The organism is Cobetia sp. cqz5-12 (assembly GCF_016495405.1).
In the GTDB taxonomy this organism is placed as follows: domain Bacteria; phylum Pseudomonadota; class Gammaproteobacteria; order Pseudomonadales; family Halomonadaceae; genus Cobetia.
In genome coordinates this window covers 2,856,161-2,870,732 of the sequence record NZ_CP044522.1, presented here as the reverse complement: position 1 = coordinate 2,870,732, position 14,572 = coordinate 2,856,161, and the positions used below count along the sequence as shown (strand labels likewise).

13 protein-coding genes are annotated in these 14,572 nt (G+C 61.8%); 7 read left to right on the top strand and 6 right to left on the bottom strand.

Annotated features, from left to right (window positions below):
• Positions 1-92 precede the first annotated feature (92 nt).
• Positions 93-1,151 carry a DNA polymerase IV gene (dinB, locus tag F8A90_RS11965; protein WP_200017300.1) on the bottom strand — a complete coding sequence of 353 codons (1,059 nt, stop codon included), beginning with the start codon at positions 1,149-1,151 and terminating at the stop codon, positions 93-95.
• Positions 1,152-1,317: 166 nt separating this feature from the next.
• Complete coding sequence (locus F8A90_RS11960) at positions 1,318-2,664, bottom strand: Na+/H+ antiporter family protein (RefSeq protein ID WP_166018564.1); 1,347 nt, start codon at positions 2,662-2,664, stop codon at positions 1,318-1,320.
• Between the two features lie 330 nt (positions 2,665-2,994).
• On the opposite strand from F8A90_RS11960, the gene F8A90_RS11955 reads away from it, so the two are divergent.
• Positions 2,995-3,612: a YrbL family protein gene (locus tag F8A90_RS11955; RefSeq protein ID WP_200017299.1), complete on the top strand. Its 618-nt coding sequence runs from the start codon at positions 2,995-2,997 to the stop codon at positions 3,610-3,612.
• Positions 3,613-3,741: 129 nt separating this feature from the next.
• Here F8A90_RS11955 and bioA read toward each other — a convergent pair whose 3' ends face one another.
• A complete protein-coding gene (gene bioA, locus F8A90_RS11950) occupies positions 3,742-5,052 on the bottom strand; it encodes an adenosylmethionine--8-amino-7-oxononanoate transaminase (protein ID WP_233593310.1) in 1,311 nt (436 codons plus the stop codon).
• 717 nt (positions 5,053-5,769) lie between these two features.
• Here bioA and F8A90_RS11945 point away from each other — a divergent pair.
• A complete protein-coding gene (locus tag F8A90_RS11945; protein ID WP_043336770.1) occupies positions 5,770-6,153 on the top strand; it encodes a histone-like nucleoid-structuring protein, MvaT/MvaU family in 384 nt (127 codons plus the stop codon).
• Between the two features lie 236 nt (positions 6,154-6,389).
• Here F8A90_RS11945 and F8A90_RS11940 read toward each other — a convergent pair whose 3' ends face one another.
• On the bottom strand, positions 6,390-7,199 hold the full coding sequence (locus F8A90_RS11940; RefSeq protein WP_200017298.1) for an anti-sigma factor: 810 nt from the start codon (positions 7,197-7,199) through the stop codon (positions 6,390-6,392).
• Positions 7,196-7,774, bottom strand: coding sequence for a sigma-70 family RNA polymerase sigma factor (locus F8A90_RS11935; protein ID WP_166018558.1), 579 nt, complete (start codon positions 7,772-7,774; stop codon positions 7,196-7,198). Before F8A90_RS11935 ends, F8A90_RS11940 begins: the two co-directional genes overlap by 4 nt.
• A gap of 322 nt (positions 7,775-8,096) precedes the next feature.
• Between F8A90_RS11935 and F8A90_RS11930 the strand changes: the two genes are divergently transcribed.
• From F8A90_RS11930 to F8A90_RS11910, 5 genes are all read left to right on the top strand, one after another.
• On the top strand, positions 8,097-8,981 hold the full coding sequence (locus F8A90_RS11930) for an NAD(+) kinase (RefSeq protein WP_043334090.1): 885 nt from the start codon (positions 8,097-8,099) through the stop codon (positions 8,979-8,981).
• Between the two features lie 16 nt (positions 8,982-8,997).
• Positions 8,998-10,074, top strand: a complete 1,077-nt coding sequence (locus F8A90_RS11925) for a metallophosphoesterase (RefSeq protein WP_200017297.1) — start codon at positions 8,998-9,000, stop codon at positions 10,072-10,074.
• A 315-nt stretch (positions 10,075-10,389) separates the two neighbouring features.
• Positions 10,390-11,295, top strand: a complete 906-nt coding sequence (locus F8A90_RS11920) for a rhomboid family intramembrane serine protease (RefSeq protein ID WP_166018553.1) — start codon at positions 10,390-10,392, stop codon at positions 11,293-11,295.
• 153 nt (positions 11,296-11,448) lie between these two features.
• Positions 11,449-11,724 (top strand): YeaC family protein, encoded by a 276-nt coding sequence (locus F8A90_RS11915; RefSeq protein WP_043334093.1) that lies wholly within the window; start codon positions 11,449-11,451, stop codon positions 11,722-11,724.
• Positions 11,712-12,683 (top strand): DUF2797 domain-containing protein, encoded by a 972-nt coding sequence (locus F8A90_RS11910; RefSeq protein ID WP_233593309.1) that lies wholly within the window; start codon positions 11,712-11,714, stop codon positions 12,681-12,683. Before F8A90_RS11915 ends, F8A90_RS11910 begins: the two co-directional genes overlap by 13 nt.
• Before the next feature lie 140 nt (positions 12,684-12,823).
• Here the strand turns inward: F8A90_RS11910 and F8A90_RS11905 are convergent, their stop codons facing one another.
• The gene (locus F8A90_RS11905; RefSeq protein WP_200017296.1) at positions 12,824-14,368 is read right to left on the bottom strand and encodes a RimK family protein; all 1,545 of its coding nucleotides are present in this window, start codon (positions 14,366-14,368) and stop codon (positions 12,824-12,826) included.
• Positions 14,369-14,572 lie beyond the last annotated feature (204 nt).

Genomic DNA, 14,572 nt, shown 5'->3' with positions numbered 1-14,572 from the left:
TCTGTCATCGACCTGAGGTCATGACGAAGAAGCCGGTACCTGTTTCAGGTGCCGGCTTTGTTGTTTTGGGATGGGGGAGCGACTGGTGCGAGCTAGAACAATCCCAGCTGCTGGGCGTCCTCGCGGGCCTTGAGGCGCACGCCGACACCCAGCAGGCGGACAGGGCGGTGGCCGCGTTGCCAGGCTTGCTCCATCAAAAGGGCGAAGCTGTTGGCGCTTGGCAGCGTGGTGGTCGAGGCGGGGAGCAGGCTTTCCAGCGTGGTGCTCTCGAAGTTGTTGAAGCGGATCTTGACGAACTGTTTGGCCAGCACCGGCTGGTCATGGCGGGCGTGTCGGCTGGTCAGGCGTTCGAGCAGGGTAGGCAGGCGCTCGAGACAAGCCGGCAGGTCAGGCAGGTCGTGATCGAAGGTGTGTTCGACACTGATCGACTTGCGCTCGCGTTCGACACGTACCGGTCGCTCATCGATGCCGTGCGCCAGTTCGTGCAGGCGGGTGCCGAACTTGCCGAAGTGTTCGGCCAGTGTCGTCAACGGCGTGCCACGCATGTCCTCGCAGGTGGTGATGCCCAGGCGTGTCAGGCGCGCCAGCGTCGCCGGGCCGACCCCGTGCAGCTTGCCTACCGGCAGCTGGCGGATGAAGGCGTCGCTGGTCTCGGGCGTGATCACCGTCAGGCCGTCGGGCTTTTCCCAGTCACTGGCGATCTTGGCCAGAAACTTGTTGGCGGCCACGCCAAGGGAGAGTGTGATGCCGGTGCGCTTGAGCGCCTCCTCCTTCAGCCAGCGCGCCATCCAGGTGGCGCTGCCCTGAAAGTCAGTCACGGCGCTGACATCCAGATAGGCTTCATCCAGCGAGAGGGGCTCCACCAAGGGCGTCAGTTCATGGAAGAGTGCCTGGATCTCGGCGGAGACGGCGCGGTAGCGCTCGAAGTCCGGTGGCACCAGAATCAGCTGTGGGCAAAGGCGCAGCGCGCGGGCAGTCGACATCGCCGAGCGTACGCCGAAGGCACGCGCGGGATAGTTGCAGGTGGCGATGACACCGCGTTGCTCGGTACGGCCGCCGATGGCGATGGGCACGTCGCGCCACTCGGGATGGCGGAGCATCTCGACGGCGGCATAGAAGCAATCGCAGTCGGCGTGGAGGATCTTGCGCATGCGCGCATCATGCTAAAAGACTGGATGGCTGTCCAGTAACTGTGCCCATTTATTGGGCCTGAGCAGGCTCAATAACGACAACGCCCGACAGTGAGGAAGGTCCTCGCTGTCGGGCGTTGGCACGTCTGGCATCTCGCTTGGGCGCGAGGCTTTTGCTCAGGGGGGGTTACAGCGTCATCGCGGCCACCCAGCCGAATACGATCAGCGGGATGTTGTAGTGGATGAAGGTCGGCACCACGCTGTCCCAGATATGGTCGTGCTGCTGATCGACATTCAGGCCGGAAGTCGGGCCGAGGGTCGAATCAGAGGCCGGTGAGCCGGCATCTCCCAGCGCGGCGGCGGTGCCGATCAGCGCGACGGTGGCCAGCGGCGAGAAGCCGAATTGCAGCGCCAGCGGCACGTAGATGGCGGCAATGATCGGAATGGTCGAGAAGCTGGAGCCGATGCCCAGAGTGATGAACAGGCCGACCATCAGCATGACCAGTGCGGCCAGCGGCTTGTTGTCACCGATGATATGGAAGGAGGCGTCGACCAGGGTCTGGATGTCGCCGGTGGCCTTCATCACGGAAGCGAAACCAGCCGCCGAGATCATGATGAAGCCGATCAGTGCCATCATGCGCATGCCGGAGGTGAAGAGGTCATCCGCTTCGTTCCACTTGAACAGGCCACCCAGCGAGAGGATGGCGAAGCCGACCAGGCCGCCGAGAATCATGGAGCCGGAATACAGCTGAATGCCGAGGGCGGCGATGATGGCGACGCCTGCCATGATCAGGCCGCTCTTGGACGGCGTGTGCATGGGCGTGTGGTGCGGCACGTTGCTGGACTTGATCTCGCGGGTCGCGTAGTCACGCGGCTTGCGGTAGGAGACGAACAGCGCCGTCAGCAGGCCGAGGAACATGCCGCCGACCGGAATCGCCATCGCCATCGGCACCATGCCACGGGTCACGTCCAGACCGAGCGACTGGCCGGCATCATTGATGTTGGCCAGCAGGATGTCGTTGAGGAAGATGGAGCCGAAACCGACCGGCAGCAGCATGTAGGGCGCGGTCAGGCCGAAGGTCAGTGCACAGGCCACGGCGCGACGATCCAGGCGCAGGCGGTTCATGGCGACCAACAGCGGCGGAATCAGGATCGGGATGAAGGCGATGTGGACCGGAATCAGGTTCTGGGAGGAAATCGCGACCAGGGTCACGCTGCCCAGCAGGCCGTACTTGATGGCCGTCTGGCGGCGCGGTGTGCTTTCGCCATTGAGCAGGCCGATCAGGCGTGCGGCGAGCAGGTCCGGCAAACCGGAGCGAGACAGGGCGACGGCGAAGGCACCGAGGGTGGCGTAGGCCAGCGCGACCTTGGCGCCGCCGCCGACACCGTCATTGAAGGCGCCGAGCGTATCAGTCAGAGACAGGCCGCTGAACAGACCGCCGACCAAGGCGCCGGCGACCAGCGCGAAGACGACCGAGACGCGAGCCAACGACAGGCCGACCATGACCAGGACGGCCAGAATTACCGCATTCATGCGAGTACCTCTATGTGGGGTTGTGCCAGCTTTGGGAGTGTTGCGGACAGAGCGGGCGAACTGTGGGAGCGTGGCCACCCGATCCCGGGGCAATGCCTCGCATGACATGTACATTCGTGACGAATGCCTTGCTGTCGCAGTGTTCCTGCGGCTTCCTCCTGAATGCCGTCAAAAACGGCGCATTATCTTACCAGAAGGGCAGCGCAAGCTGAATGGCCGATGAACGTGGGCGCTGCCAGATGGCACAAGTTGGCGTGCAATGACGGCTTTTTGTAGAATGCCACGCTGCCCGGCGGCTGCAGTCGCAGGCGTTATTCAACAGGAGTGCGCATGCTGGAGCTGGAGAATGCCCGCGTCATCGGCATGGGAAATGATCGGCGTGTCTATCAGGACCCGAACGACCCCCATCGCTGCATCAAGGTTCCGCGTTACCCTGACAAGGGCAGCCGCCAGAATGAACGCGAGCAACGCTATTTCGAGGGCCTGGTCAGACGTGGCATGCGCGACTGGTCCTATGTACCTGCCTACCATGGCAGTGTCGCCACCGCCGAGGGGCTCGGGTTGGTCTTCGATCTGATTCTCGACAGTGACGGTTCCACGTCACGTCGACTGCGCGAGGTGCATCTCGAGACTCCCGAGCGCCTGAGCGCCGAGGTGCTGGTGAGCGAGCTGGCCAATCTCTATCGCTATCTCGAGAAACGCTGGTTGATTCCGTCTGATCTCAATGATCGCAATATCGTGGTCCAGTTCAGCGACGACCAGCCGCCCAGATTGTGGCTGATCGACGGTATCTCGAACCCTGACTTCATTCCGCTGGCGACCAGCGTCGCCTGGCTGGCACGGCGCAAGGTCGCGCGTCGCTATCGTCACTTCCTCAGGAAACTGGTCAAGGGCGGCCAGCTCTCGCCAGAGGAGTATCAGGCACTCGAAGCCCGTCTGTGGGGGTGAATGCCTCTCATGGTGACGGCTCTCGAGACTGGTGGCGCTCGAGAGTGACTGCCCCTGATGGCGCTTGCCTCTGATGGCAATCGCCTTTGATGAGCATCGCCAGGGGCAGTCATGTTGTGTATCAGTGCATCACTGTTCCAGAGTCTCGAAGTAGCTGGTCATCGCATGAGTGATCTGGCGCAAGTCCTGTGGCGAGGTGATATAGGCCGGCATGGTATAGAGCCAGCGACCGAAGGGACGTAACCAGACACCCAGTTCACGGGCATGGGCCTGAGCGCCTGCCAGACTGCTGGCATCGTGTACTTCTATCACCGCCGTGGCACCCAATACGCGTACATCGCGAATGGCGGGATGGGAGAAGTTCAGCAGGGTGTCGCGCAACAATTGATTGAGCTCGGCAATCTTGCCCAGATAATTCTCTTCCTCGAATACCGCGAGACTTTCCAGTGCTACCCGACAGGCCAGCGGATTGCCCATGAAGGTCGGGCCGTGCATGAAGGCGCTATTGGCATCCTCGCCATCAAATGCATGGAAGATATGACTCTGGGCCAGGGTGGCGGCATGTCCCAGATATCCCCCCGTCAGTCCCTTGGAGAGCACCATGATGTCGGGAGAGACATTGGCGTGTTCACAGGCAAACATCTTGCCGGTCCGACCGAAGCCGGTCGCGACTTCATCGAAGATCAATACGATTCCGAACTCATCACATAACTCGCGTGCCGCCTCAAGATAGTAGGGCGAGTACATGTTGAGACCACCTGCCGCCTGCAAGAGAGGCTCCATCAACAATGCCGCTATCTCATGCTGGTGTGTTTCCAGGCAGGCGCGCAATGCGCTGATATCGTCTGCTACCTCGTCACGACTGGCACTGAACCCGGCAGTCGGCGCCGGTGCGAAATGATGTCTGGGCAGGAAATCGGCGAACAAGGAATGCATGCCTTCCTCAGGGTCACACACTGCCATGCAGCCCGCCGTATCGCCGTGATAGGCCTTCATCAATGACAGCATGCGCGTCCGTCCGCGCGTGTCATCGCGGTCTTTGCGCTGTTGCTGATATTGCACTGCCATTTTCATGGCGACTTCCATGCCCACCGAGCCGCTATCCGAGAAGAAGACATGATTCAGGCCCTCGGGGGTGACGCGCACCAGCGCTTCGGCAAGCTCCTTGGCCGGTCGATGGCGAATGCCGCCCAGCATCACATGGCAGAGTTCTGCCGCTTGCTGCTGAATGGCCGCGACGAGGCGCGGGTGTCCGTAGCCATGGATCATGCACCACCAGGAACACGTCGCATCCAGCAGTGTCTCACCTCCTGCCAGTGTCATGCGGGCTCCCGTGCCACCGACCACCTCCAGTGGTGCTGGCATGTCCTGCATCTGGGTATAAGGGTGCCAGAGAGAAAGTGAGTCCGTATCGCGGGTCGGCATCTGGGAGAATGGCATGGAGTATCTCTGCGAGTGGCGGGAGAGTGGAGTGGCGTGATGACAGCTCAATCTTTGTCAACCTTGACCATTCTATCAGGTTGACGGTGTTTTTGAAGTGACGCTTTCTGGAGAAAGTGTTGCATTTTGCACCACTATTAGTTCGCCACCTGCTTTAGTATGGACTTCTGTTGTTCGTTCAGGTGCATGCTTTTCGAGGTGCGCAGGCAATCACAGCTCTACCCCGAAAGTCTGCAATCTGACGCCGAAACACCAACGGGAAAGTGGCTGCATAATACTTCCTGATGGGGTGTTGTCATGAATTGTGCATATCTCGTGAATATTGGAGACCTAGTGATGGCGGGCCCTCAAGCCTGATATCAGGACGTGGTAAAGACGTCTTCGTGTTGTTGCAGAGACGCTTTTGTCAGATCTGTCTTCAGTTGTGACAGGAGATAATGAAGTGCCTGGGCAGTGAGTACTGTTTTTTAGCTGGCTATTGCATTGCTCGGAAAGATTGCATACTTTGGAAACATGTTATTTAAGACTTCACCTCGCAGTTGACTCGGTCTATAATCGCCCTTGATCTGGTGTGGGCGCTTAACTGTCCCGAGTGTCCTGCACAAGTCTTTATGAAAACGCGCTGTTAAACATGTACGGCAGATGAATATCGCCGAGCCTCTTTCAGCATCGTGTTTTCGTGACTCAACTGTCTGTCCCGACATCCTGGAGATACTCATGTCCCTGTTGACTGATTTCATGCAGAAAGAGCAAGAGCTCAAGAAACTTCAAGAGCAGCTGGAAAGCCTGCGCAATGATGACCGTCTGAAGAACGAACTCGAATTCAAGGACAAGCTGGACGCGCTGATGGGCGAGTACGGCAAGTCCACTCGTGATGTCATCACCCTGCTGGACCCGAAAGCGTCCCAGGCGCCGGCTGCTGCCGCACCGGAAAGCAAGACCGGTGGCGTGCGTCGCAAGCGCAAGCTGAAGGTCTACAAGAACCCGCATACCGGTGAAGTCATCGAGACGCGTGGTGGCAACCACAAGCAGCTGAAAGAGTGGAAGGAAGAGCACGGTGCTGAAACCGTCGAATCCTGGCTCGAGCGCACTGAAAGCTGAGCACTGGCTTGCTAGCTAGCTGATGCTGCCAGACATGAAAAAGCCCCGCGATTGCGGGGCTTTTTCATGTCTGGCGTTTGACTGACGTCAGACGACGGACCCCCTCTTTGAGCAGGCCTAGAGCAGGTCTTGAGTAGATCGATAGGGCGCTTTCCCGTGAGACTCGCTGTGAAATTACAGCATCAGAAAGCGCCACTATCGGCAGCCGTCATGCTCGAGGGCTGATATGACGACTATCAACTATCACGCTGATTGAGGTCCACCAGGCGACCGATGGCGAGAATCTTGCCCGTCGGTTTGCCGGTCGGCGAGCCGCCTTCTGGCTCCAGGGTCATCTCCAGCAGCTGGCCCGGGCTCATGCTGCCGATCTGCTCGGCGCTGAGTTCGATGCCGGCAATCGGATCGACCAGTCCCAGTGAACGCGGCCCTTCTTGCGGGTCGGTCAGGGTCCACAGTTCGATGGCGCGCTCCGTCGGGCGCTCGATGGAAACCTTCGGCGTCAGCTGCAGGCCACCGCTGGGCGTGACATTGGCCACCCAGGTCGGCGTGCCCGGATCTTCCAGTGTCTGCAGGATAGCGACCATGCGTTGCGCGTCGCCGTCAGGTGTCTGGGTAGCCATCTCCGGTGACGTGCCTTCCAGCGGCGCGCTGGGGGAGAAGGGGCCCATCTGCATGACCAGTGCCAGGGCGAGACCTGCCCCCAGGCCCAGTCCGAGGCCACCGCCGAGCCAGCGCAGCAGCCAGGGCGCCTTGGCCGAGGCGCTGGCCTGATCTGGGTCATCGCGGGTGGCGGAGGACTGCTTGAGGCGCACCAGGCTGGCGTCGATGCGCTTCCACAATGAGTCGGAAGGAGGCTCCGGCGGCAGGCGGTCACTCACGCTCAACCAATGTTGCTGCCAGCGCAGGGCCATGCGTGCGGCATTGTCATCGCGCTCGATCCAGGCGCGCACTTCGGCCTCACGCTCAGGGTCCAGCAGCCCGAGGGCATGCTCACCCAGCAGCAGGTTCTGTTCTTCGGGAGATCCGGGAATCAGGGGGCTATTCATCGTGACAGGCACTCCTGCAGTAGCTTGAGACCGGCGCGGATGCGTCCCTTGATGGTGCCAAGCGGTGCGCTCAGCTTCTCGGCGATCTGCTCGTGTGTCAGTCCCTTGAAGAAGGCTAGCAGAATGGGTTCGCGACGCGGCACTTCCAGCTCACCCAGGCAGTCGCTCAACTGATGGGCCGTCTGGCTGTCACCAGCCGCGGTTTCCGGATTGGCGAGCAAATCGGCCAGCGTGTCGAGTGCATCGCTGTCGCCGCGTGGTGTCCGCCCCTGGGCGCGCAGTTGATCCAGGGCGCGATAGCGCAGGATGGTAAACAGCCAGGCGCGACCATTGCCGAGTTCACGGCGATACTGGCCCGCGTTGGACCACAGCTTGATGAAGGCGTCATGGACGGCATCTTCCGCCTGATCGCGGCTGTTCAACAGGCGCATGGCGAGCGCCAGCATGCGGCCAGATTCGAGATCATAAAGGCTGCGGAACGCGGCCTCGTCTCCTCGTGCACAGGCTTCTATCGCACTGGCGTGGTCAAAGCTTTCCGCATCTGGCGGACTGACTGACGGCTTCTGTGCAGGCATGGGGCGGCCGGCTCCTTTGGCAGGGGGTCCATTGTTCAACTGACGGTATGTGCACCGCCGAGGAATGGCAAGTTGCATGATAGAGGCCTTCGTTCGGGAAAGAATCAACGCCCGTGACGGTCGGGATGGCGGTGCGTCAATTGCGGGGGATAGTCAGGTAACGTCCAGCTTCCCGCCTTGGATGTTAATGGCCGGTTTGAAACGTGACTGGACATGACGCCAGCCAGTCGCTCCACATCCGATGGGGAAAGCGCGGCGCGGCTGCATTGCTGCTCGCGCGGTGAGTCCGCATAATGGCCGGCATGACAGCCTGGGAGGCGTGATGAAGCAGCAATTCAATACGATCGGCGTGATTGGCCGACTGGGCAGTGCTCAGGTGGTGGATACGCTCAAGCGCTTGATTCGCTTTCTGGATTCCCGTGGCCTGGCCATGGTGATCGAGGAGCGTACTGCTACGCTGCTGCTGGACCACGGTCTGCAGGTGGCCAGCCGCCGCCAGATGGGCGAGCAGTGTGATCTGGTGATCGTGGTCGGCGGCGATGGCAGCCTGCTGGGCGCCGCGCGCGCGCTGTGCCGCAGCGGTACGCCAGTACTCGGCGTCAATCGTGGGCGACTCGGCTTTCTGACCGACATTCGCCCCGATGAGCTCGAGGAGAAGGTGGCCGAGGTGCTGGGCGGCGACTATCTCAGCGAGCAACGCTTCCTGCTCGAGGCCGAGGTTTACCGCGAAGGCGAGCGCATCGGAGCGGCCGATGGCCTCAATGACGTGGTGCTGCACCCGGGCAAGGCGGCGCGCATGATCGAATTCGAGCTGTTCATCGATGGTCAGTTCGTCTACTCCCAACGCTCGGATGGCTTGATCGTCGCCACGCCGACCGGCTCGACCGCCTACGCGCTGTCCGGTGGCGGCCCCATCGTGCACCCGCGCCTCGAGGCGATCACCCTGGTGCCGATGTTCCCGCATACCCTTTCCAGTCGCCCGATCGTGATCGATGCGGCCAGCGAGATCATTCTGCATATCAGTGCCAGCAACTCGACCTATCCGCATATCAGCTGCGATGGCCAGACCCAGGTGGTGGCCAAGCCCGGGGATGTGCTCAAGATTCGGCGCAAGAGTGAGCGCCTGACGCTGATTCATCCGCTGGAGCACAACTATTTCGAGATCTGTCGCACCAAGCTCGGTTGGAGCAATCGCCTCGGCGAGTGACCTCAAGGCTGACAGCATGCAAGCATTCGTGGCGCCACAGGATGGCTATGACCTTATCGGCGATGTACACGGCTGCGGCGCCACTCTGGCGACGTTGCTGGAGACGCTCGGCTATCACATCGTCGATGGCGTCTATCGCCACCCGACCCGCAAGGTCATCTTTCTCGGCGATATCATCGATCGTGGTCCGCGTATCCGCCTGGCGGTGCAGCTGGCCAGCAGCATGGTCAATGCCGGTGAAGCGCTGATCGTGATGGGCAATCACGAATACAACGCCTTGGCGTATTGTCGGCGCGCACGCCCGCGTGCAGGCGGCGAGCATCGTGATTTCCTGCGCTCGCACACCTCACGTCACAATCGCATCATCCGCGAGACGCTTGATCAATATCAGCATCATCCCGATGAGTGGGACGAGGCGCTGCGCTGGTTCATGCGCATGCCGCTGTGTCTGGAACTGCCGCCGCTGGCCCCCGGCCAGAGCGGGCTGCGCGTGGTGCACGCCTGCTGGGATGAGCCGCTGGTGCGTACCTTCCTGGAGCGCTATCCCGATGGCTGTATCGATGAAGACTTCCTGCATGAGTCCATCGAACACGACAGCTTCGCCTATCGCGTGCTGGACCGCATGACGCGGGGCGCGAATCTGCGCTTGCCGCAAGGAGTCGAGATCCATTCCGGCGATGGTTTCACGCGCCGAAGCTTCCGCACCCACTTCTGGGCACGTGAGCCCCGCACCTACGGTGATGTCGTCTTCCAACCTGACAACCTGCCCGGTGAGCTGGAATCGCGCTGGTTGAGCGAGCAGGAGCTGGCCAATCTGCCTTACTACGGGCCAGAGCAGCCGCCCCTGTTCCTCGGGCACTACTGGTGCGAGGGCTTGCCGGCGCTGCCGGCCCCCAACATCGCCTGTCTGGATTACAGCGCGGTCAAGTTCGGGCGCCTGGTGGCATATCGCTTCAGTGGCGAAGCCACGCTGGATGCCGCCAACTTCGTCTGGGTACCGGTACCGCGTGAGCCCTCCCGACGCCCCGTGCCGGAAGAGCTGTCCCGCGACACCCTGTCGAATCCGTCATTGGCCAATGGCACCAGTCAATAGTGCTGGCGATCAGTACTGGTCAATAGCCCTGGCCATTGGCACTGATCAATAGCGTCAGTGATGCTGGCGTGGAGTGGCGATTGTTTTTTACAATCACGTATCAGTGAACCAAAGCCCGATTGCGCACTCTGAGTAAGTGTTCCCTTGAATGATCCTTGCTCAGTCCGGTGCCCCCCACCGGGCTTTTTTTATGTCTGTCACAAAGTCCAGATGCCTGCGGTGCTGTGGTAGATTTTCACAGGCCGGTCTGACTTCTCCTTGTTTATCAACGTGTACTGAGTTCGATCAGTCGCGTGTCATCTTCAGAGGCATAGCATGTTCAAGGTTCTGACGCTGCCCGAATCCTTCGACAGCCGCCCCCTGCGCGAAGCCCTGTGGGCCGAGAAGATCGGTCACCAGATCACCCTGAGCCAGGCTCGCCCGACAGAGGCGACATCAGGCGACGATGCCGAGAGCCACGAGGTCGGCCAGGTGCTGTGGCTGGCCGACCCCGAGCAGCTGCCGCGCGTCATCGCGATGCTCGAGCGCCAGTCACGCGGTGAACCGTTGCGGGACGCCTCCGCAGGCGCCGCGACACGTGGCACTGGAAGTTCTCAGTCCCTCATCGCCCTGATGCGCCAGACGCCGCTGACCTGGCTGGTCGGCTTGGCCTGCTGCGTCACGGTGCTATTCCAGTATGCGCTGGGCCAGGCGGCGGTGTTCGAGTGGCTGGCCATCGTGCCCTTCGAGCTTGTCGGCAGTCAGCACATCGCGCCCGAGCCGCTGTCCGTGACGCTGGCGGGGGAGTGGTGGCGGCTGTGGTCGCCGTCATTGATGCACTTCGGGGTGCTGCACCTGGTGTTCAACCTGCTGTGGCTGTGGGTGTTCGGGCGTCAGATCGAGGCCATCGATGGCGGTTGGCGCTTCGCGCTGGTCGTGGTGCTGAGCGGCGTGGCGGCCAATCTGGCGCAATACGCCACCGGCAGCGTGCTGTTCGGTGGGCTGTCGGGGATCGACTTCGCCGTGATCGGCTATGTCTTCATCGCTGCACGCCGACGCCCGGCGCTGGGCTACGAAATGCAGCGTTCGCTGATGATCTTCATGCTGATCTATCTGGTGCTGTGCATGACGCCGCTCTCGAGTGCCATCGGCCTGGGCGCCATCGCCAACGAGGCCCATCTTGGCGGCCTGCTGACCGGCCTGCTGCTGGGCTGGCTGCTCCCCAGGCGTAGCGCGGCCTGAGCGTTGGTGATTCGGCCCCGGGGATGCCACCTCTGGAAATGACACTGCGCGAAACGACACGGCGGGAAACGACAATGTTAGAATGGCGGCCATCCCCAGTGACTCCGATGGCCTGCCTTCGGCAGTCGTGGACCCGTATCAGGAGAGTATGTGATGAGCAACATGTCCTTTGACGGCATGGTCGAGCAGATGACGCCGACCATCTACGAAAGCCTCAAGCAGTCCATGCAGCTGCGCAAATGGCCGGATGGCCGCGTGCTGACCCAGGAGCAGGTCGAGCTGTGCATGGAAGCCGTCATCAAGTACGAAGCGCACAACAACGTGCCTGCCGAGTCGCGTGTCGGCTTCATCGACAACGGCACCTGTGGGCCGCGTGATGACGACAGCGCCGCAAGCGATGAGCCGGAGCAGATCAAGTGGGTCAACTGACGCTGGATGATGCCCTGAGAGCTGATGAGGCCTCTGGCACGGCTCAGGAAGCCAGTGTCCGGGATGCGGCGCCCACCACGCTGCGTGGCAACCTCCACAAGATGTCCATCGTGCCCGCCGGTGAGGCGCTGGCGATCGATACCTCGGCGGAAGTGCAGCCAGTCTCGCATGAGCCGCTGGCGGCTGATTATGGCCTGCGCCTGGGCGAGATCACCCAGCCGCTGAATGCCTATATCGGTCACAAGGTGCGTCTGAGCTTCACAGGGCAGATCCACTGCAGCCATTGCGGTCGCAAGACCAAGAAGAGCTTCGCCCAGGGGCATTGCTATCCGTGCTTTCGCAAGCTGCCGCAGTGCGATGGCTGCATCATGAAGCCGGAGACCTGCCACTATGCCGAAGGCACCTGCCGTGACCCGCAGTGGGGCGAGGAGCATTGCTTCCAGCCACACATCGTCTATCTGGCCAATTCCTCCGGCCTCAAGGTCGGCATCACGCGCAAGACCCAGATGCCGACGCGCTGGTTCGATCAGGGTGCCATCCAGGCGCTGCCCATCGTCGAGGTGTCCAATCGCCTGCAGTCGGGGCTGGTCGAGGTGCTGTTCAAGCAGGCGCTGAACGACCGCACCAACTGGCGCGCGATGCTCAAGGGCGATGTGGCCGAGCTGGACCTGGAAGCCGAGCGGGATGCGCTGCTTGCCCAGATGTCGGAAGGCCTGGCGGCACTTCAGGCGCATTGTGGTGAAGGTGCCATCCGGGTGCTCGATACCACGGCGCTGGCCTTCGAGTTTCCGGTGCGCACCGCGCCGACCAAGGTCACCTCGTTCAACTTCGACAAGACGCCGGTGGTCGAGGGCGTGCTCGAGGGGCTCAAGGGCCAGTATCTGATTCTTGATAGCGGCGTGATCAATCTGCGCAAGTTCACCGGCTATGAGATCGAGGCTCAGCTCGGCGAGCCATGAGCCACCGTTGAGTCTCCAGCACAGAGCTCAGCACAGCACACACGACAGCGCCCACGCTCCTTCACGGAGGGTGGGCGCTGTCATTTCTGTCGTTTCAGTGCCTCTTGCGTCTTGCTACAGGCATGCAGACTCGGGGCGTGTCAGCCCAGTACAGGCTGGCGGCGCGCCTGCATGCGTGCCAGAAACACCTGCATCACCTGCCGGTAGAGCTCGCGTCCCAGCACCACATCCTCGACGCCGGCATCCAGATTCGGGTTGTCGTTGACCTCGATGACCACCACGCGGTCCTCCAGCTGCTTGAGATCGACGCCATAGAGGCCGTCGCCGATCAGACGTGTTGCCTTCAGGGCCGCCTTGAGTACGGCGGGCGGCACATCACTCGGGTCGACCGTGGCAAAGCCGCCAGAGCGGGTACGCGCGCCGCTGTGGTCGTAGATCTGCCAATGACCGCGCGCCATGTAGTAACGGCTGGCGAACAGCACCTTGCCGTCCAGCACGCCGATGCGCCAGTCGAACTCGGTCGGTAGCCACTCCTGCAACAGCAGCAGGGCGGAGTCATGGAACAGCCGCTCGGCTTCGCGCACCAGCGTCTCCGGGCCATCGATCTTGACGATGCCGCGGGAGAAGGCGCCATCCGGCACCTTCATCACCAGCGGGTAGCGCATGTGCTGACCGCGCTCGGCCAGCTGGCGCAGTTCGCCCCGGTGGATCAGGCGGCCCTGCGGGGCACTCAGGCCACGTGCCTTGAGAAGCTCATGCAGGAAGACCTTGTTGGTACAGCGCAAAATCGACTGGCTGTCATCGATCACCACCAGGCCTTCGTGCTCGGCACGCTTGGCCATGCGATAGGTGTGGTGGTCAAGACTCGTCGTCTCGCGGATGAACAGGCCATCGAACTCGGCCAGACGGCCCTCGTCGCGTTTGGTGATCAGGCTGACATCGATTCCCAGTCGGCGCCCCTCGCGGATGAAGTGCTTGAGCGCGGTGCGGTTGGACGGCGGCAGCGCCTCGTCGGGATCGACCAGCATGGCGAGATCGAAGCGGTAATGGCGGCGTGCCTTGGGCGTGCGCCACACCTTGCGGGAATGGCGATTGAGCGCCTGGGCGAAGCGGTCTTCATCCGCCTCCGCCAGATGACTCAAGGACTGGGGGCGCACTCGCTTGAGCACCCAATGATCGCCACGGCCTTCGAGACGCACCTCCAGCAGCGGGCAGGGCAGGCGCTCGAACAGCTTGCGTGCGAGACGCGCAAGCGCCGGGTCTGCGCTCTCGCCGAAGGTCAGCAGCAGGTCGAGTCGCGGCGGCTTGCCAGCCCCGTGCGCCACGCCTTGCGGGGCGGGCAGAGAACCCTTGCGCGTCAGCTCCTCGAGCAGCACGCGGATGCCGCCCAGCTCCAGGTCGATCAGCGACTTGCGTGACAGCTGATTGAGGGTCTCCACCGACGGCAACGCCTTCTGACCACGCGCCTGGGCCAGCAGCGAGACGTAATAGCCGATGCCCAGATAATCCAGGCCACCGCACAGATTGATGACATGAGTGGCAGGCTGCGGGGCATCCTCGGTACCCGATACGGGTACATCACTGGACAGCTCGGAAAGAAAGTCGTGGGCGCTGATGACATCATCACTGGGATAGAAGGCGCGCCAGTCACAAACACGGTCAACCACGATACGCAGGCGGGACATTGCGAAGCCTCGCAAGGCGGGCACCGAAGCGGTGCCGAATGCGCGCATGATGAGAAACAATCCCCGTCATCGCAATAGGCTAGAAAGTGAAATAATTTCATGCAAAGAGACCAAGACAAGACGCGCCTGCATGCCCAGAATGCAGCGCATTGCTACCGCCCCGTGACACGCTGAATCTCAAGCAGCGTCAGGGCGCTGACAGGC